The 18,368-nt window shown below is 72.4% G+C and carries 20 protein-coding genes and 1 pseudogene; 13 read left to right on the forward strand and 8 right to left on the reverse strand.

Translation table 11 applies throughout. The features are described 5' to 3' along the window. The 4 genes from JNW91_RS20680 to JNW91_RS20695 all read left to right on the forward strand — a co-directional run. A partial coding sequence (locus tag JNW91_RS20680) for a hypothetical protein (protein WP_203177163.1) occupies window positions 1–285 on the forward strand: 285 nt, incomplete at its 5' end. Continuing rightward, window positions 282–689, forward strand: coding sequence for a roadblock/LC7 domain-containing protein (locus JNW91_RS20685; RefSeq protein ID WP_007465177.1), 408 nt, complete (start codon window positions 282–284; stop codon window positions 687–689). The genes JNW91_RS20680 and JNW91_RS20685, both read left to right, overlap by 4 nt. Before the next feature lie 89 nt (window positions 690–778). Next, window positions 779–1,144: a DUF742 domain-containing protein gene (locus tag JNW91_RS20690; protein ID WP_151488101.1), complete on the forward strand. Its 366-nt coding sequence runs from the start codon at window positions 779–781 to the stop codon at window positions 1,142–1,144. After that, entirely contained in the window at window positions 1,125–1,748 is a 624-nt protein-coding gene (locus tag JNW91_RS20695) for a GTP-binding protein (protein ID WP_203177164.1), read from the forward strand. The genes JNW91_RS20690 and JNW91_RS20695 overlap by 20 nt, the downstream gene beginning before the upstream one ends. A gap of 42 nt (window positions 1,749–1,790) precedes the next feature. Here the strand turns inward: JNW91_RS20695 and JNW91_RS20700 are convergent. The 7 genes and pseudogenes from JNW91_RS20700 to JNW91_RS20730 form a co-directional block, all read right to left on the reverse strand. Further along, window positions 1,791–2,878, reverse strand: a pseudogene (locus tag JNW91_RS20700) (uroporphyrinogen-III synthase). Continuing rightward, window positions 2,878–3,225, reverse strand: a complete 348-nt coding sequence (gene nirD, locus JNW91_RS20705) for a nitrite reductase small subunit NirD (RefSeq protein ID WP_203177165.1) — start codon at window positions 3,223–3,225, stop codon at window positions 2,878–2,880. Before nirD ends, JNW91_RS20700 begins: the two are co-directional and overlap by 1 nt. After that, complete coding sequence (nirB, locus tag JNW91_RS20710; RefSeq protein ID WP_203177166.1) at window positions 3,222–5,759, reverse strand: nitrite reductase large subunit NirB; 2,538 nt, start codon at window positions 5,757–5,759, stop codon at window positions 3,222–3,224. The genes nirD and nirB overlap by 4 nt, the downstream gene beginning before the upstream one ends. Then, window positions 5,756–7,195, reverse strand: a complete 1,440-nt coding sequence (locus tag JNW91_RS20715) for an FAD-dependent oxidoreductase (protein ID WP_203177167.1) — start codon at window positions 7,193–7,195, stop codon at window positions 5,756–5,758. The genes nirB and JNW91_RS20715 overlap by 4 nt, the downstream gene beginning before the upstream one ends. Continuing rightward, the gene (locus JNW91_RS20720; RefSeq protein WP_407664361.1) at window positions 7,192–9,234 is read right to left on the reverse strand and encodes a molybdopterin oxidoreductase family protein; all 2,043 of its coding nucleotides are present in this window, start codon (window positions 9,232–9,234) and stop codon (window positions 7,192–7,194) included. The genes JNW91_RS20715 and JNW91_RS20720 overlap by 4 nt, the downstream gene beginning before the upstream one ends. Window positions 9,235–9,437: 203 nt before the next feature. Next, on the reverse strand, window positions 9,438–9,713 hold the full coding sequence (locus JNW91_RS20725) for a hypothetical protein (RefSeq protein ID WP_203177169.1): 276 nt from the start codon (window positions 9,711–9,713) through the stop codon (window positions 9,438–9,440). Continuing rightward, a complete protein-coding gene (locus JNW91_RS20730; RefSeq protein ID WP_203177178.1) occupies window positions 9,710–9,934 on the reverse strand; it encodes a hypothetical protein in 225 nt (74 codons plus the stop codon). The genes JNW91_RS20725 and JNW91_RS20730 overlap by 4 nt, the downstream gene beginning before the upstream one ends. Window positions 9,935–10,284: 350 nt before the next feature. On the opposite strand from JNW91_RS20730, the gene JNW91_RS20735 reads away from it, so the two are divergent. From JNW91_RS20735 to glmM, 9 genes are all read left to right on the forward strand, one after another. Next, the gene (locus tag JNW91_RS20735) at window positions 10,285–11,052 is read left to right on the forward strand and encodes a helix-turn-helix domain-containing protein (protein WP_203177170.1); all 768 of its coding nucleotides are present in this window, start codon (window positions 10,285–10,287) and stop codon (window positions 11,050–11,052) included. Further along, the gene (locus JNW91_RS20740; protein WP_203177171.1) at window positions 11,043–11,240 is read left to right on the forward strand and encodes a DUF397 domain-containing protein; all 198 of its coding nucleotides are present in this window, start codon (window positions 11,043–11,045) and stop codon (window positions 11,238–11,240) included. Before JNW91_RS20735 ends, JNW91_RS20740 begins: the two co-directional genes overlap by 10 nt. Before the next feature lie 192 nt (window positions 11,241–11,432). Continuing rightward, window positions 11,433–12,188 (forward strand): class I SAM-dependent methyltransferase, encoded by a 756-nt coding sequence (locus tag JNW91_RS20745; RefSeq protein WP_238425384.1) that lies wholly within the window; start codon window positions 11,433–11,435, stop codon window positions 12,186–12,188. 29 nt (window positions 12,189–12,217) lie between these two features. Then, on the forward strand, window positions 12,218–12,481 hold the full coding sequence (locus JNW91_RS20750) for a DUF6364 family protein (protein ID WP_203177172.1): 264 nt from the start codon (window positions 12,218–12,220) through the stop codon (window positions 12,479–12,481). Beyond that, window positions 12,465–12,758 carry a hypothetical protein gene (locus tag JNW91_RS20755; protein ID WP_203177173.1) on the forward strand — a complete coding sequence of 98 codons (294 nt, stop codon included), beginning with the start codon at window positions 12,465–12,467 and terminating at the stop codon, window positions 12,756–12,758. Before JNW91_RS20750 ends, JNW91_RS20755 begins: the two co-directional genes overlap by 17 nt. 129 nt (window positions 12,759–12,887) lie before the next feature. Further along, window positions 12,888–14,270: an MFS transporter gene (locus JNW91_RS20760; protein ID WP_203177174.1), complete on the forward strand. Its 1,383-nt coding sequence runs from the start codon at window positions 12,888–12,890 to the stop codon at window positions 14,268–14,270. Window positions 14,271–14,479: 209 nt separating this feature from the next. Continuing rightward, window positions 14,480–14,923: a 50S ribosomal protein L13 gene (gene rplM / locus JNW91_RS20765; protein WP_053653864.1), complete on the forward strand. Its 444-nt coding sequence runs from the start codon at window positions 14,480–14,482 to the stop codon at window positions 14,921–14,923. A gap of 20 nt (window positions 14,924–14,943) precedes the next feature. Further along, window positions 14,944–15,417, forward strand: coding sequence for a 30S ribosomal protein S9 (gene rpsI / locus JNW91_RS20770; RefSeq protein ID WP_203177175.1), 474 nt, complete (start codon window positions 14,944–14,946; stop codon window positions 15,415–15,417). A gap of 117 nt (window positions 15,418–15,534) precedes the next feature. Continuing rightward, entirely contained in the window at window positions 15,535–16,893 is a 1,359-nt protein-coding gene (glmM, locus tag JNW91_RS20775) for a phosphoglucosamine mutase (protein ID WP_203177176.1), read from the forward strand. Window positions 16,894–16,978: 85 nt separating this feature from the next. Here glmM and JNW91_RS20780 read toward each other — a convergent pair whose 3' ends face one another. After that, window positions 16,979–18,175: a pyridoxal phosphate-dependent aminotransferase gene (locus JNW91_RS20780; protein ID WP_203177177.1), complete on the reverse strand. Its 1,197-nt coding sequence runs from the start codon at window positions 18,173–18,175 to the stop codon at window positions 16,979–16,981. Window positions 18,176–18,368: the final 193 nt, after the last annotated feature.

Genomic DNA, 18,368 nt, shown 5'->3' on the forward strand with positions numbered 1-18,368 from the left:
CCCACTGACCCGGGCGCCTGGCGGACCGCGGCGGACGAAGGCTGGTCGCGGGCCAGTCGGGCCGCCGAGCCGGCCGCCGCCGGTACGACCCGCTCGGGGCTGCCGAAGCGGGTGCCGCAGGCACAGCTCGTGCCGGGCGGGATCGAACCGAAGGGTGGCCGGGACCGCAGCCGGCGAACCCCCGATGAAGTACGTGGCCTGTTGTCGGCCTACCACCGCGGTGTGCAGCGCGGCCGGACGGCCGGGACGGACCAGAACAGCACCTCGACCAAGGAGAGCCGATGAACAGGCCAGCTGCCATGCAGGACATGGGTTGGCTGCTCACCAACTTCGCCGACAGCGTGGCGGGTATCGCCCACGTGGTGGCGGTGTCCGCCGACGGGCTGCTGCTCGCGTCCTCCCGGGATCTGCCGGGGGACCGAGCGGACCAGCTTGCCGCGATCACCTCTGGCGTGGTGAGCCTGACCGAGGGCGCGGCCCGGATGTTCAGCGCGGGCGGGGTGTTGCAGACCGTCATCGAGATGGACAGCGGCTACCTCTTCCTCATGTCGATCAGCGACGGCTCGTCGATGGCCGTGCTGGCCGCGCGTAGCTGTGACGTGGGCCAGGTCGGCTACGAGATGGCGTTGCTGGTCGAGCGGGTCGGTGCCGCGCTGGTGCCGCTGCCGCGAGACGCGGTGCGTTCGTAGTACCGAGACCCGGCGCGCCGACCGCGCGCCGGACCGGGGATGGGAGGCGGTGTACGCCGACTCCGTACGGGACGAGGAGGTGATCGGGGATGGACCAACGGCGCGTTGACCCGCGCGGTGCTCTGGTGCGTCCCTACGCGGTCACCCGTGGTCGTACGGAGCCCCGGCAGGACATCGCTCTCGAGGCGGTCCTCACGGCCTCTCCCACCCAGGTCGCCGAGTCCCGCTTCGCCGGGCACGACAAGCACCGAATCGCCACGGTCTGCGAGGGCCGGGCACAGTCGCTGGCGGAGATCGCCGCGTACACCCGGATGCCGCTGGGCGTCGCCCGGGTGTTGGTCGCCGACATGGTGGCCGAGAGCCTGCTGACGTTACACACTGCTGCTCCCGCCGAGGGGTTCGAGGAGCGGATGGAACTGCTTGGAAGGGTGCTAAGTGGACTTCGCAGGCTATGACCCCGCTGGGGGGCGGCAGAGCCGGGGAATCGTCTCCGCGAAGATCGTTGTCGCGGGCGGCTTCGGCGTCGGTAAGACGACGCTGGTCGGTTCGATCTCCGAGATCACGCCGCTGACCACCGAGGCGGTGATGACCGCGGCCGGTGTCGGCATCGACGACCCGTCCAAGGTGCCGGGCAAGGAGACCACCACGGTCGCCATGGACTTCGGCCGGATCACGATGGCCCAGGACCTGATCCTGTACCTCTTCGGTACACCGGGTCAGACCCGGTTCTGGTTCATGTGGGACGAGATCATCCGGGGTGCGGTGGGCGCCGCCGTGCTGGTGGACACCCGCCGGATCACCGACGCGTTCGCCCCGCTGGACTACTTCGAGAACCGCAACCTGCCGTACGTGGTGGCGCTGAACCGTTTCGACGGCGCCCCGGAGTACGAGGCGGAGGAGGTCCGCGAGGCGCTGGCCATCTCGCCGCAGGTGCCGCTCGTGATGACCGACGCCCGGCACCGGGACTCGGTCAAGCAGGTGCTGGTGACGGTGGTCGAGCACGCCATGCTCCGGCTCCAGGCCGAGCACGGCAGGGGTTCCCCCACGCCCGTCGGCTGAGCCCGTCGCGGTCGGCCGGTCCGTCCGGCCGGCCGCGACGTGTCAGTCCACCCGGAGCCGGTAGCCGCGCTTGACCACGGTCTGCACCACGCGCGGGGCGCGCAGGCCGGCCCGTAGGCGGGCGACGGCCATCTCCACGGCGTGCTCGTCCGCGCCGCGGGGCAGCGTCCGCAGCAGGGCGGTGCGCGACAGCACCCGGCCGGGGGACTGGGCCAGCGCCCGCAGCACCGCCATCGGCGCGGGGGCGAGTGGCCGCAGCTCGCCGTCGATCACCGCGGCGTGCCCGCGCAGGGTGAGCAGGTGCCCGGCGGCCTTGAACGTCACGGTCCGGCGGGGCAGCTCGTCGGCGATGGCACGCACGAGCGCCCCCAGCCGGCCCGGCCGGGTGCGCTGACCGGTATCCCGTGCCGCAGCAGCGGCTCGGCGGTGACCGCGCCCACGCAGCTGGCGAGCACGTCGGTGCGGAACGCGGAGAGCACCGCGTCGCCGCGGTCCCCGGCCGCGCGTAGCAGGGCCTCGGCCGCTGGCGCCGAGGTGAACGTCACGGCGTCCACCAGCCGGCCGGCGATCAGGTCGATCAGTCGGTGCAGCGGCGCCGGGTCGGTCGGCGGCGCCCACCGGTAGACCGGCACCTCGATCACCGTCGCGCCGGCCGCCTCCAGCGCGAGCGTGCACTCCGGTTGCCGCTCACCGTGCAGCTGCATGGCGATCACCTGCCCGGCCACGCCGCGCCGACGCAGGTGGTCGACCACCTCGTCGCAGCTCTCGGAGGCCGGCGACCACTGGTCGTGCAGCCCCGCCGCCCGGATCGCGCCGCGAGCCTTGGGCCCCCGGGCCACCACGTACGACCCCGCCAACACCGATCGCAGCGGCTCGGCGAGCCCCCAACCCTCGGCCGCCTCCAGCCACCCGCGCATGCCGATGCCGGTGTTGGCCATCAGGATGTCCGGCGGTTGGTCCAGGCAGGCGCGGGTCGCCTCCCGCAGTTCGGTGTCGTCGGACAGCGGCACGATCCGCAGCGCCGGGGCGAGCACCACCCGCGCGCCCCGGCGCTCCAGCAGCGCGGCCAACTCGTCGCGCCGCCGGTCGGCGGTCACCCCGATGGTGAAGCCGGCCAGTTCCTCCCGCATCAAACCTCCCGTCGCAGCCGCACTTCGACCAGCCCGTCGCGGCAGCGCGCGTCGTGCCGGGCCACGGCGACGCCGGGCAGGTCGAGGCAGTGCCCGGTGCGCAGGTCGTACACCTGCTTGTGCAGCGGCGAGGCGACCGTCGGCACCCCGACGCGGCTGCCTACGATGCCCCGGGACAGTACGCACGCCCCGGACACCGGATCGCGGTTGTCGATCGCGAACAGCCCGTCCGCGGTCCGGAAGAGGGCGACCTGCACGCCGTCGACCAGGGCGGCGACACCCCGATCGGGTTCGAGCCGGTCGAGGGGGCAGACCGCGGTCCAGTCCAGTGTGCTGCTGTGGTTCATCGCCGTACCTCCGGTAGGCCCAGCGCGACCGGCTGCCGGCGTTGATCGTCGGCGTCCTCGGGTCGGGCCGGGGATGTGTGGCCACGCACTGGCACCGGCTGGCCGCGTTCCAGCGCGAAGGTGATCGACGGGTCGGGCACGTCGGGAGCGTTGACGAACGAGGTGTAGCGGCGCAGCCGGTCCGGGTCGTCGAGCACGTCGCGCCACTCGTCGGAGTACGACGACACGTGCCGCGCCATCGCCGCGTCGAGGTCGGCGCAGAGGCCCAGTGAGTCGTCCACGATCACCGCGCGCAGGTGGTCCAGGCCGCCGTCCATCGCCTCGATCCAGCCGGCGGTGCGTTGCAGCCGGTCGGCGGTGCGGATGTAGTAGATCAGGAACCTGTCGATCAGGGTGATGAGCGTCTCGGTGGACAGGTCGGTGGCGAACAGGTCGGCGTGCCGGGGCCGGAAGCCGCCGTTGCCGCCGACGTACAGGTTCCAGCCGGTCTCCGTGGCGATGATGCCGAAGTCCTTGCTGCGCGCCTCGGCGCACTCCCGGGCACAACCCGAGACCGCCGACTTGATTTTGTGGGGCGCGCGCAGTCCCCGGTAGCGCAGCTCCAGCGCCACGGCCAACCCCACCGAGTCCTGTACGCCGTACCGGCACCAGGTCTCGCCGACGCAGGACTTCACCGTGCGCAGCGCCTTGCCGTACGCGTGACCGGACTCGAAGCCCGCGTCCACGAGCCGCCGCCAGATCTGCGGCAACTGCTCCACCCGGGCCCCGAACAGGTCGATCCGCTGCCCGCCGGTGATCTTCGTGTAGAGCTGGAAGTCCCGGGCGACCTCACCGATCACGATCAGCTTCTCCGGGGTGATCTCGCCGCCGGGGATCCGGGGCACCACCGAGTAGCTGCCGTCGCGTTGCAGGTTGGCCAGGAAGTGGTCGTTGGTGTCCTGCAACGACGCCTGCTCCCCGTCGAGCACGTGCCCGGTGCCCAGCGAGGCGAGGATCGACGCCACCACCGGCTTGCAGATGTCGCAGCCGCGCCCCCGACCGTGCTCGGCGGCCAGTCGGGAGAAGGTGCGGATGCCGCGTACCTGGACGATTTCGAACAGCTCCCGCCGGCTGACGTCGAAGTGCTCGCACAGCGCGCTGGACTGCGCCACCCCGGCCGCGTCCAGGAGCTGCTTCAGCATCGGCACACAGGAGCCGCAGCTGGTGCCGGCCCTGGTGCACGCCTTCAACGCCGCCACGTCCGCGCAGCCGCCGGCGATGGCGGCGTCCACGTCACCGCGGGTCACCGCGTTGCAGGAGCAGACCTGCGCGGTGGCGGGCAGCGCACCGGCGTCCGCGCCGCCGCCGTCGGGGGCGAGCAGCGCCAGCGGCGCGGCCGGCAGCGGACCGCCAACACTGGCCCGCAACGTCGGGTACGCGCTGGCGTCGCCGACCAGCACCCCGCCGAGCAGGGTGCGCGCGTCGTCGGAGAGGACCAGCTTCGCGTACACCCGGGTCGCCGGATCGGTGAACGTGACGTCCAGGCAGCCCGGGGTGGCGCCGTGTGCGTCGCCGAACGAGGCCACGTCGACGCCGAGCAGCTTCAGCTTGGTGGCGGTGTCCGCGCCCGGGAAGGTCGCCGCGCCACCGACCAACCGGTCGGCCACCACCTCGGCCGTCGCGTACCCCGGTGCGACGAGGCCGTGGCAGGTGCCGTCGACCGCCGCGCACTCGCCGACCGCCCAGATCCGCTCGTCGGCGCTGCGGCACGTCTCGTCGACCAGCACCCCGCCGCGTGGACCCAGCGGCAGGCCCGCGGTACGGGCCAGTTCGTCGCGCGGGCGGATACCGGCGGCCACCACCACCAACTCGGCGTCCACCGCACTGCCGTCGGAGAGTTCCAGGGCGGCGACGGCGCCGTCCGGACCGGGCCGGATCGCGGTGGTGGCCACCCCGAGGTGGGTGCGGACGCCCAACTCCTCGACGTAGCGTCGCAGCATCGCGCCGCCAGCCTGGTCCACCTGCACCGGCATCAACCGGGGCGCGAACTCGACCACGTCGGTGCTCAGGCCGAGCAGCCGCAGGGCGTTCGCCGCCTCCAGCCCGAGCAGTCCGCCGCCGATCACCGCGCCGGCCCGCCGGCCGTCCGCGTACGCGCGGATCGCCGTCAGGTCGTCCAGGGTCCGGTAGACGAAGACCCCCGGCAGTTCCGCCCCGGGCACCGGCGGCACGAACGCGTACGAACCGGTGGCCAGCACCAACGCGTCGTAGTGGTACTCGCCGACGGCGGTGGTCACCACCCGCCGGTCCCGGTCGATGGCGGTGGCCGGCTCGCCGAGGCGCAGCCGTACCCCGTCGTGCGGGGTGTGCAGGTTGAGGTCACTCTCGCTCACCCCGTCGAAGAACGCCGAGAGCCGCACCCGGTCGTACGCCGCACGTCGCTCCTCGCCCAGCACGGTCACCCGCCACCGTCCCTGCGGGTCCCGGGCGCGCAGCGCGTCGACGAAACGCTGCCCGACCATTCCATTGCCGATGACCACCAGGTCGCCGCTCATCGCGTCACCTCCACCGATTCCGCTTCGGACAGCCAGTCGACGATGCCGCCCACCGCGTCCCGGCAGCCGCCACATCCGGTGCCGGCGCGGGTCGCCGCCACCACCGCGTCGACCGTCCGGGCACCGGAGCGCCAACACCGCACCAGCGCGCCCTTGGTCACCGCGTTGCATTGGCACACGGTGGCCGCGTCCGGCATCAGCGCCGGTGAGGCGGCCGGCGCCGCGGCGGTCGCACCGAGCGCCCGGCCCAGCAGCAGTGCCCGACGGTCGGCCGGCACCGGATGACCACGGTCGAACAGTTGGATCACCGTGCCGACCGCCGGGTTGTCGCCGAGCAGGATCGCGCCGATCAGACGCTCGTCGCGGATCCGCAGCCGGGCGTACGTGCCCCGGGCCGGGTCGGTGAAGGTCAGTTCCTCGCCCGGCTCGCCGCCCACCGCGTCACCCATGGCGGCCAGGTCGATCCCGGCCGCCTTCAGCCGGGTCACCACGGGCCGGGGCCGGTAGCGGGCCAGCGGGTCGGTGCCGGTCAGCACATCGGCGAGCACCCGGGCCTGGGCCCAGGCGGGTGCCACCAGGCCGGTGAGCGCGTCGTCGTGTTCGGCGCAGTCGCCGATCGCCGAGATGTTCCGGTCGTCGGTGCGCAGCCGGTCGTCCACCACCACACCGCGTCGCACGGTCAACCCGGCGGCCCGCGCGAGGACGGTGTCCGGGCGTACCCCGCAGGAGAGCACCAGCAGGCCGGCCCGCAACGATCGACCGTCGGCCAGGTCGAGGCGTACGCCGGTGTCGTCCGCGACCACGCCGGTCGCCGGCACGGCGAGTTGGACGGTGACGCCGAGACCCGCGAGCGTGCCGGCGAGCACGGCGCCGGCCGCCGGGTCGAGCTGGCGCTCCATCAGGTGTTCGGTGTGGTGCACCACGGTGGTGGTCAGTCCCCGGGTGGCCAGCCCGCGGGCGGCCTCCAGGCCGAGCAGTCCGCCGCCGAGCACGAGCGCGCTGCGCGCGCCGTCGGCCGCCGCGATGATCCGCCGGCAGTCGTCCAGGGTCCGGAACGGGACCACCCGCCGCGGCAGGTCGGCCGGGTCGAGGCCGGGTAGTGGCGGCACCACCGCCCGGGCGCCGGTGGCGAGGACCAGGTGGTCGTAGGGGATCCGTTCGCCGTCGGCCGTGCGGACCTCGCGGGCGGGCCGGTCCACCGCGGTCACCGGTACGCCGGTGCGCAGGTCGATGCCGTGCCCGGCGGCCTCGGTCAGCTCCACGTCCGGCTCGCCGATCCGGCCCGCCAGCAGGGTGGAGAGCATGATCCGGTTGTACGCGCGGTGCGGCTCCGCCCCGAGGACGGTGACCTTCCGGTCCCCCTCCCGGGCGTGCAGCTCGCCGGCGAGGCGGGCGCCCGCCATCCCGTTGCCGATGATCACGATTCGGGTGGTCATGCCTTCTCCACCCGGACGGCGCAGATCTTGAACTCGGGCATCCCGGAGATCGGGTCCACCGCGTCGTTGGTCACCGAGTTGGCCCGGGCCGCCCCGGCCCAGTGGAACGGCGCGAAAACGGTGTCCGGTCGGATCCCGGCGCTGAGTCGGGCCGGAGCGCGCAGTTCACCCCGGCGGGACGTGACCAGCACCGGGTCGCCGTCGTCGATGCCCAGCCGGGCCGCCAGGTCGGGGTGTAACTCGACGAACGCCTCGGGCGCGGCACGGCGCAGCGCGGCCACCCGGCGGGTCTGCGTGCCGGACTGGTACTGGGCGAGCACCCGGCCGGTGGTGAAGTGCAGCGGGTACGTGGCGCAGACCTCCTCGGCGGCCGGCCGGTGGTCGACGGGGTGGAACCGGGCCCGGCCGTCCGGGGTGGCGAAGCGGTCGGCGAAGAGCCGTGGCGTGTCCGGCCCGTCCTCGCTGGGACAGGGCCAGTGGACGCCGTCGGCGGCGTCGATCCGGGCCCAGGTGATGCCGGCGTAGTCGGCGGCGCCGCCGGCGGAGGCGCGGCGCAGCTCGGCGAAGACGACGGCCGGATCGGCCGGGAACCGGGCCGCCGCGTCGCTGGCCGCCGCCTCGTCGGGGGCCAGCCTCGCCGCCAGGTCGGAGATGATGGCCAGGTCGGTCCGGACGTGGGGCGGTGGTGGGCGCAGCGCGCGTCGACGCAGCACCCGACCCTCCAGGTTGGTCATCGTGCCGTCCTCCTCGGCCCACTGCGCGGTGGGCAGCACCACGTCGGCCAGCGCCGCCGTCTCGGAGAGCAGCAGGTCGGCGACGACCAGCAGGTCGAGATCGCGCAGCCGGCGCTCGATCCGGGCCGCCCGGGGCGCGGAGACCACCGGGTTCGAGCCGAACACCAGCAACGCGCGCGGGCCGTCGGGAGTGCCGAGCGAGTCGAGCAGTTGGTACGCCGGCACACCCGGGCCCGGCAGGTCCTCGGCCGGCACCCCCCAGACCCCGGCCACGTGCTCCCGGGCCACCGGGTCGTCGATCTTTCGGTAGCCGGGGAGCTGGTCGGCCTTCTGCCCGTGCTCGCGGCCGCCCTGGCCGTTGCCCTGGCCGGTGAGGCAGCCGTATCCGGAGCCGACGCGGCCGGGCAGACCGAGGGCGAGGGCCAGGTTGACGTACGCGGAGACGGTGTCCACGCCCTTGGCGTGCTGCTCGGCGCCACGCGCGGTCAGGATGATCACCCGTCCGCCGGTGCCCAGCGCCCGGGCGGTCGCCTCCAGGTCGGCCACCGGCACCCCGGAGAGCTGCTCCGCGCGGGCCGGCCACCAGGCGGCGACTTCGCGGCGGACCGCCTCGAAGCCGGTGGTCCGCTCGGCCACGTACCTGTGGTCGACCCAGCCCTCGGTGAGCGCGATGTGCAGCAGCGCGTTGGCCACCGCGAGGTCGGTGCCGGGCAGCGGTTGCAGGTGCAGGTCGGCCTGGCGGGCGGTGGCGGTGACGCGGGGGTCGACGACGATCAGCTTGCCGCCGGAGCGGCGTTGCTCGGTGAGCCAGCGCACCAGCGGCGGCATGGTCTCCGCCGGGTTGGCGCCGACCAGCAGCAGGGTGTCGGCCCGGCCCAGGTCGGCGAGCGGGAACGGCAGTCCCCGGTCGATGCCGAAGGCGCGCATCCCGGCGGCCGCCGCGGAGGACATGCAGAACCGTCCGTTGTAGTCGATGTGCCGGGTGCGCAGCCCGATCCGGGCGAACTTCCCCAGCGCGTACGCCTTCTCGTTGGTCAGACCGCCGCCGCCGAAGACGGCGACGGCGTCCCGGCCGGCGCTGTCCTGGACGGCGCGGATGCCGGCGACGATCCGGTCCAGGGCGGCGTCCCAACTCGCCGGGCGCAGCTCGCCGGTGGCCGGGTCGCGCAGCAGGGGAGTGGTCAGCCGGTCCGGGTGATCGAGCAGGTCGGCGGCCGTCCAGCCCTTCTGGCAGAGCCCACCGCGGTTGGTGGGGAACTCGCGGGGGTGCACGGTCACCCCGTCGTCGTCCGCGCGCAGGGTCATGCCGCACTGGAGGGCGCAGTACGGGCAGTGCGTCGCGACCTCTCGGGGCGCCCGCCCCGGTCGAGTTGCCGACCATGCACCGTCTGTCATGTCGGGAAAGCGTGCCGTCGGGCGGTTTCCGGTCCGGGTCTCTTCTGTTTCGGTCCTGTCAAGTGGGGCTCACACCGCACCGGAGCAGCGGGTGTGACGGGTGGTGGACGGCGTTACCGCAACTCGGAGCGGTGTGGTCGTCGGGTCAGGGTCAGCCAGCCCAGGAAACGGGCGTGAAGTGCTCGCGGGTCGGGGCGAACGCCCAGGGCGTACAGGTCGTCAACCGCGTCTTGCAGGTTCGCTGCCAGGTAGAACGCCAAGGCGATCGAATGGCCGTAGAACTCGGTCGCCAGGTGAAGCTGAGCCGGCGAACACGGCCATGGAGCGGCGCAGTTACGGCAGAGCCACGCCGGGCGCATCGGCTGGTGCGGGCGAGGACGTCTGCTCATCCGACCCGCACCGGACCGCGCTTGACGGGCGTGCGGGTGGTCGACCGGCGGGCCGCCGGGACGGGCGGGTCCGGCCAGATCAGGCCCCCGGGCATCACGAACAGGGACCGGCGCGCGACCGCATCACCATTCGCGGCCAGCTCGTAACCGTCAATCCACAGCCACCCGTCGTACGTCGGCCAGTCGAGAACGCGAATCACGCGGACGAAGATCGGGCGCATGAACTGCACACTCGCGGCGCGGGTCAGGTGCAAGACGTCACCCGTGTGCGGCTTCCGCGCGGACCCGCTCGTGCGTTCACCCGTCGGTACGCGGGGACGCGGTCGAGTCGGTTCACCCGCCAGGGCGGAAGGACGGTCCCTGGCGGCCAGAGCGCGCCCGGCGACGGCGGGTCCGGTTTTCGGCCTCGGTTCGGGCTTCGGCTCGGGTTTCCGCTCGGGCGGCTTGTCCGGCACGGTGCTCTCCCCCTGGTCGTCGCGCTGTCTGATCCCACCTTGCGTTCAGTGATGGGACAAAGACAGCCCGTAGCGATATGGTCGCGAGACATTCCGCGCATCCGATGGAGGAAGTCGTGAACGATGCGCTGCGCGCCGCACTCGCCGAGACGGGACACTCGATTGAGTCCCTGGCAGGGTTGGTCGGGGTCGATCGGAAGACGGTCGCGCGCTGGCTGAACCACGACCACATTCCCCACCCCCGACACCGTGAGGCGGCGGCGAGTGCGCTTCGGCGGCCCATAGGGGACATCTGGCCGGACACTTCAAGACGCCGCGAGCCAATTTGGTTCCGACCATGGCAAGAGATCGAGCGCGAGGCGATCTCGCTGCGGTCGTATCAGTCGACCGTTCTTCCCGGCCTCCTCCAGACCGAGGCATACGCTCGCGCGGTGCTCGCCGGAGCCGACGTCATAGCCCGCAGCGACGTCGAGCGGCACCTAGCCTCACGACTTGCCCGGCAAAGCATCCTGACCCGTGAAGACCCGCCACACTTCACCGCCGTTGTTGACGAAGCCGTGTTGCGGCGCCCAGTCGGCGGGCGAGCCACCATGCATGAGCAGGTGCGGGCCCTCATCAGCGCGTGCGGGGCCCCGCACGTCCGCGTGCACATCGTCCCCTCAACCGTCGGCGCGTACGCTGGCCTGAACGGTCCCTTCGTGATCGCTGTGGGGTCCGAGCATCGGATTGCCGGCTACCTCGACAATCAGCTTCAGGGACAAGTCGTTACCGGTGCCGAGGACATAGCGGCGATGCTGGCCGCGTGGGAGAACGTACGCGGCGAGGCGTTGTCCCACTGGCAATCCGTCGACCTACTTACGGAGATGGCGAAGACATGGAACTGACCGGCGCGCAGTGGCGCAAGAGCACCCGCAGCAGCGGCAACGGCGGCGACTGCGTCGAGGTTGCAGACAACCTGCCCAGCATCGTTGGCGTGCGGGACTCGAAGGACCCGGCAGGGCCGGCGTTGGTCTTCCGGCCGGCGGCCTGGCGAGCGTTCGTCCGTATGACGAAGGCACACGACCCAGCCTGACCAGGATGACGCAAAGGCCCCCGGTTCGCCGGGGACCTCTCGCGTGTCCGGGTCAACCACCCCTCAGGGAGCGCAAGCGCGGCCAGACTGACCGGTATGAGCCTTTGGAGCTGAATCGCTGACGACATCAGCGTCGTCCACCGCGCAGCGTCTATAATGTGGGAAAGTCGTCTCAAAATTTGGGAGTCCGCGATGAGCGTGACGGACGTCTTCGACGCGGTGGCCGGCACCTACGACGAGGCGCGCAGGCGGCTGATCCCGTGCTTCGACGCGTTTTACGGCACCGCCGTCCAGGTGGCCGCGCCGCCGCTGCGCGCCGCGCTCGCCGCCGGACGTACCCCGGAGGTGTTGGATCTGGGCGCGGGCACCGGTCTGCTCTCGTTGCTGCTGGCCGCGGCGGTGCCCGGAGTCCGGCTGACCCTGGTGGACGCCGCGCCGGCGATGCTCGCCCGCGCCGCCGACCAGCTGACCGCCCGGTCGGTGCCACACCGGACGGTCGTGGCCGACCTGGCCGACCCGCTGCCGTCCGGCCGGTACGACGCCGTGGTCAGCGCGCTGGCGATCCACCACCTGGACGACGCCGGCAAGCGCGCGCTCTACCGGCGGGCCGCCGCCGCACTGGCGCCCGGCGGCGTGTTCGTCAACGCCGAGCAGGTCGCGGCCCGACTCCGGAGTTGGACCGGCGCTACGACGAGGTGTGGACGGCGCGGATCACCGAACTGGGTTCGTCGCCGGAGGAGATCGCCGCATCTCGGGAGCGGATGCGGCACGACCGCCCGGCGACCGTCGCCGACCAGTGCCGCTGGCTGGTCGACGCCGGCCTGGTCGACGTCGACTGCTTCTTCAAGGAGTGGCGCTTCGCCGTGTTCGGCGGCCGGATCCGGTGAAGGCCGGCGGAATGTGCGTTTCGACGGCCGGGGACGAGCCGGCGGGCGCGTGGATGACTGACGGTCATACCGATGGGTAGTCTGCTCGACATGACTGCCAAGGTGACTCTGTCGTTCACGGACGAGACGATCGAGGAGGCGCGGCGGTTCGCCAAGCGCGAGGGGCTGTCGCTCTCCGCGTGGATGGACCAGGCCGCCCGGGAGAAGGCGCTGCGCGAGGTCTTCACCGCGCACGCCGCCGCCGTGGGCCGCGCCGGCCTGGACCTGGAGTCCGCCGCCCTCGCCGACGCGCGCGAGGTGGGCATGGTCAACGACCTGCTCTCCGGCGGACGGCCGCGTGCTGCGCAGGGGTGAGGTCTGGCGCATCAAGGGCGCCCGGGAACGCCTCGGCCTCGTGATCAGCTCGGACGTCTACAACTCCACCGACGTGCCCATCGTGATCGTGGTCGAGGTCGTCGAGGAGTCGCTGCTGCGCGACTCCCCGCTCGCCGTGTCGATGGGCCGGTACGTGGTGATGCCCGACCGGATCTCCTCGCCGATGAAGAAGTGGTTCACCGACTGCGTGGACGTCGCCGACACCGACACCATGCTCCGGGTCGGCCGCGCGCTGCGCATCCTCCAGCAGCTCTGACCGCCGACCTCACCGTCGCCGTCCGACCGTGGTGCGGTGCCCGTTTCCGGGCCGACCCGCGACGGGCACCGTCAGGTAACCCGGTGTTCCTAGCGTTTCGCCTCGTCGCATCGACGAGGAGGAGCCGCCGTGAGCACGCTCACCAGCACCGCAGTCACCGCCGGAGCCCCGACCGTCGCCGGGGGGCGGCGCCCGCTCGACGACTGGCGTCCCGAGGACCCCGATTTCTGGCGCACGACTGGCGCGCCCATCGCCCGGCGCAACCTCTGGGTGTCGATCTTCGCCGAGCACGTCGGGTTCTCGGTGTGGAGCCTCTGGTCGGTGACCGTGCTCTTCCTCGGCCCCGCGTACGGCATCGACCCGGCCGGGAAGTTCCTGCTCACCGCCGTACCGGCCGCCCTGGGCGCGGTGCTGCGGCTGCCGTACACGCTGGCCGTGGCCCGCTTCGGTGGACGCCGCTGGACGACCGTGAGCGCGCTGCTGCTGCTGGTGCCCGCGGTGCCGATGACGGTGCTGCTGGAACCCGGGGTGTCCTACTCGACGCTGATGGTGCTCGCGTGCCTCACCGGGGTCGGCGGCGGCAACTTCGCCTCCTCGATGGCGAACATCAACCTGTTCTACCCGTCTCGGCTCAAGGGCCGCGCTCTCGGCCTCAACGCCGGCGGCGGCAACCTGGGCGTACCGGCGGTGCAACTGGTCGGGCTGGCGGTGCTGGCCACCGCCGGCGCCGCGTACCCCCGGCTGGTCCCGGCGGTCTACCTGCCGCTGATCGTGCTGGCCGCGCTGGCGGCGGCCCGCTGGTTGGACACGGTGCCCGGGGCGCGCAACGAGCCGGGAGCGCTGCGCGAGGCCGCCCGCGACCCGCACACCTGGACCATGTCGCTGCTCTACATCGGCACCTTCGGCTCGTTCATCGGGTTCGGCTTCGCGTTCGGCCAGGTGCTCCAGCTCCAGTTCGCCGAGCGGTTTCCCACCCCCGTCGACGCCGCCTGGTTGACCTTCCTCGGTCCGCTGATCGGCTCACTGATCCGGCCGCTGGGCGGGCACCTCGCCGACCGGCTCGGCGGAGCCCGGGTGACCTTCTGGAACTTCGTGGCGATGGCGGCCGGCGCCACCGTCGTGCTGTACGCCGCCCGGGAACGCTCGTTCGGGCTCTACCTGACCGGTTTCCTCGCCCTCTTCGTCTTCTCCGGCGTGGGCAACGGCTCCACGTACAAGATGATCCCGGCCATCTTCCGGGCCCGGGCTGCGGACGCGGTGACCATCGGCCGGCACGACCCGGAGGCCGCCGCGCGGTGGGCGCGGCGGATGACCGGCGCGTTGATCGGCATCGCAGGCGCGGTGGGGGCCTCCGGCGGGGTGCTGGTCAACATCGCCTTCCGCCAGTCGTTCCTCAGCTCGGGCAACGCCGACGCCGCCTACCTGGCGTTCATCGGTTGGTACGCGCTGTGCTTCGCGGCGACCTGGGTCGTCTACCGTCGTCCGAGGGCCGGACGGCTCGCCGGCGTGTGAGCTGGGCCATCCCCGGCGGGTCGGCGCACGGGGGCGGACCCCCGTTTTGACCTGCCGACGGGGCGCCGGGTATCGTTGCCTGCTGTTGTACGACATCCAGAGGCGTGCCCCATCAGGTACGCTTGGTCGTTCGTGCGCGCTGGTCCGGCCTGCAAGATCTGGTCACCTCGGCGCGCGACCCCAGACCGACGACGAGACAAGGTAGACCTGTGCGTACGTACAGCCCGAAGCCGGGTGAGATCGAGCGTCAGTGGCACGTCATCGACGCCTCTGATGTCGTGCTGGGCCGCCTGGCCACCCACGCCGCCACGTTGCTGCGTGGTAAGCACAAGCCGACTTTCGCGCCGCACGTCGACACGGGCGACTTTGTCGTCATCGTGAACGCGGGCAAGGTTGCGCTGACCGGCAACAAGCGCCAGACCAAGGTCGCTTACCGCCACTCGGGCTACCCGGGTGGTCTGAAGCAGATCGGCTACGACGAGCTGCTGACCAAGCGCCCCGAGCGGGCCATCGAGCTGGCCGTGAAGGGGATGCTCCCGCACAACAAGCTCGGCCGTCAGCTGATCAAGAAGCTGAAGGTCTACGCCGGTGCCGAGCACCCGCACCTCGCGCAGCAGCCGGTGCCGTTCGAGATCAAGCAGATCGCGCAGTGAGCGCGGGCGAAGGAAGCAGCATGACCGACATCACCGAGACCGAGGTTGCCCCGGAAGCCCCCGAGGTCACCGAGGCGCCGGCGCCCGTCGCCCGCGCGCCGCGTGGTGACCGGCCGATCCAGACCGTGGGCCGCCGCAAGGAGGCCATCGTCCGGGTCCGTATCGTTCCGGGCACCGGCAAGATCACCTGCAACGGCCAGGACCTCGAGGCCTACTTCCCGAGCAAGGTGCACCAGCAGCTCATCAAGGACCCGCTGGTCACCGCCGAGAAGCTCGAGGCGTTCGACGTCATCGCCAATCTGCGTGGCGGCGGCACCACCGGGCAGGCCGGTGCGCTCCGGCTCGGCATCGCCCGCGCGCTGATCGTCAGCGAGCCGGACGACCGCCCGGCCCTCAAGAAGGCCGGCTTCCTCACCCGGGACGCCCGGGTCAAGGAGAGCAAGAAGTACGGCCTCAAGAAGGCCCGTAAGGCTCCCCAGTACTCGAAGCGCTGATCTCCACCAGCGCGTTGTACTTCTGACGGACGGCCGGTCCGCCTCCCCTCGACCGGGGAGGTGGGCCGGCCGTTCCGCTTTCTCCTCATCGGCAGTGCTCATCGGAGGTTGGCGGGTATGGGTCGGTTGTTCGGCACGGACGGCGTACGCGGGCGCGCGAACGCGGATCTCACACCCGAATTGGCGCTCGCCCTCGCGGTGGCCGCGGCGCACACACTCGCCGAGACGGACCGCAGCCATCCGCCGCTCGCGGTCGTCGGCCGGGACACCCGCGCCAGCGGCGAGATGCTGGAGGCGGCCGTGGTGGCCGGCCTGACCAGCGCCGGCGCGAACGTGGTGCGGGTCGGCGTGCTGCCCACCCCGGCGGTGGCCTTCCTCACCGCCGAGGCTAAGGCCGACCTCGGGGTGATGCTCTCCGCGTCACACAACCCGATGCCGGACAACGGCATCAAGCTCTTCGCCGCCGGCGGGCACAAGCTGCCCGACGAGATCGAGATGCAGATCGAGGCGGCCGTCGAGGCGAACGCGACCACCGCCTGGGACCGGCCGATCGGTGCCGGCGTCGGCCGGGTGCACGACCTGCTCGACGGCGCCGACCACTACGTCCAGCACCTGGTCGGGACCCTCCCGCACCGGCTCGACGGGATCAAGGTCGTGGTCGACTGCGCCAACGGCGCCGCCGCCGAGGTCGCTCCGGTCGCGTACCGGGAGGCCGGCGCGGAGGTCGTGGCGATCCACGCCGAGCCGGACGGGCTGAACATCAACGACGACTGCGGCTCCAACCACATCGAGGCGCTGCGCGCCGCCGTGGTCGAGCACGGCGCCCACCTGGGCATCGCCCACGACGGCGACGCCGACCGCTGCGTGGCGGTCACCGCCGACGGCGACGAGGTGGACGGCGACCAGGTCATGGCGATCCTCGCGCTCGCCATGCGCGACGCCGGCACGCTCACCCAGGACACCCTGGTCGCCACCGTGATGAGCAACCTCGGCCTCCGGCTGGCCATGTCCGCGCAGGGCATCCGGCTGATCGAGACGAAGGTCGGCGACCGGTACGTGCTGGAGGAGCTGCGCGCGTCCGGGCTGGCGCTGGGCGGCGAGCAGAGCGGCCACATCGTCATGCCCGCCCACGCCACGACCGGCGACGGCGTGCTCACCGGCCTGCACCTGATGGCCCGGATGGCGGCCACCGGTCAGTCCCTCGCCGAGCTGGCCGCGGTGGTCACCAAGCTGCCCCAGGTGCTGATCAACGTGCCGGTCGGGGACCGCACCGTCGGTGCCGCCGCGCCGGCCGTACGCGCCGAGGTCGAGCGGGCCGAGGCGGAGCTGGGCGAGACCGGGCGGGTGCTGCTGCGGCCGTCGGGCACCGAGCCGCTGGTCCGGGTGATGGTCGAGGCGGCCACCGAGAGGACGGCCCGCGAGGTCGCCGAGCGGATCGCCGAGCTGGTTCGTACCGCCAGCCCCGCCACGTCCTAGCGGGCGGTGCTGTCCAGCGGGCGCTGTGGAGCTGAACCGTTTACGACATCAGCTCCACAGCCGCCGGACGGCAGCCGGTCGGGGGTCAGCCGGTCGGGGTCAGGGCGCGCAGCCGGCTGACCGCCTCGGTCAGCACCTCCGGGCGCTTGCAGAAGGTGAACCGGACCAGCCGCCGGCCCGCGTCGACGTCGTCGTAGAAGACCTGGGTGGGCACCGCCACCACGCCGCACCGCTCCGGCAGCGCGCGGCAGAACTCCACCCCGTCCCGGCCGCCGAGAGCCGTGATGTCGGCGGTGACGAAGTACGTCCCCTCCGGGGCGAGCACGTCGAAGCCGGCGTCGGTGAGACCGCCGACAAGCTGGTCGCGGCGCTGTTGGAGCCCGTCGCGGAAGCCGGTGTAGTAGTCGTCCGGCAGGGCCAGCGCCACGGCGACCGCCGGTTGCAGCGGCGCGGCGTTGACGAAGGTCAGGAACTGCTTCACCCGTAGCACCGCCGACACCAGCGTGCTCGGGCCGCTCGCCCAGCCGACCTTCCACCCCGTGCAGGAGAACGTCTTGCCGGCCGAGGAGATGCGCAGCGTCCGCTCACGCATCCCGGGCAGGCTGGCCAGCGGCACGTGTGGGCTCGCCGCGTCGGTGAAGACCAGGTGCTCGTACACCTCGTCGGTGACCGCGTACGCGTCGAACTCCTGGCACAACTCGGCGACCAGGGCCAGCTCGGCCGGGGTGAAGACCTTGCCGGTCGGGTTGTGCGGCGAGTTGAGCAGCACCAGCCGGGTGCGCGGCCCGAACGCCGCGCGCAGCGCGGCCGGATCGAAGGCGTACCGGCCGTTGGCCGCGGGGCGCAGCGTCACCGGCCGCCGGACCGCGCCGGCCAGCGCGATGGAGGCGGCGTACGAGTCGTAGTACGGCTCGAAGCAGATCACCTCGTCACCCGGCTCGCAGAGGGCGAGGATGCTGGCCGCGACCGCCTCGGTAGCGCCCGCCGTGATCACGATCTCGCCGTCCGGGTCGTACGCCAGGTCGTGGAACCGCCGCTGGTGGGCCGCGACCGCCGCGCGTAGGGCGGGGATGCCCGGACCCGGCGGGTACTGGTTGTGGCCGCCGCGCAGCGCCTCGGCCGCAGCGGCCAGCATTTCCGGCGGGCCGTCCGTGTCGGGGAAGCCCTGACCCAGGTTGACCGCGCCGGTTCGTACGGCGAGGGCGGACATCTCGGCGAAGATCGTCGTGCCGAACGGCCGCATCCGGGCCACCAGCGGGTCGACATCGGTGCTCGTCGTCACCTGCGCCAGCCTACGGCCAACCACCGGCCGAACCCCAGCCTCACCGACGGATGATCGACTCGGGATCGCCGACCGTGGGGTATCGCTGACGGGCGGTTTCAAGCGGTTGTTGCAACTAGGTGTTTGTTGAGTACCTCGGCTGGATTGTGCCAGTCGAGGGTTTGGCGTGGTCGTCCGTTGAGTTCTCGGGCGA

The sequence above is a fragment of the Micromonospora parastrephiae genome (assembly GCF_016802865.1).
GTDB lineage: Bacteria > Actinomycetota > Actinomycetes > Mycobacteriales > Micromonosporaceae > Micromonospora > Micromonospora parastrephiae.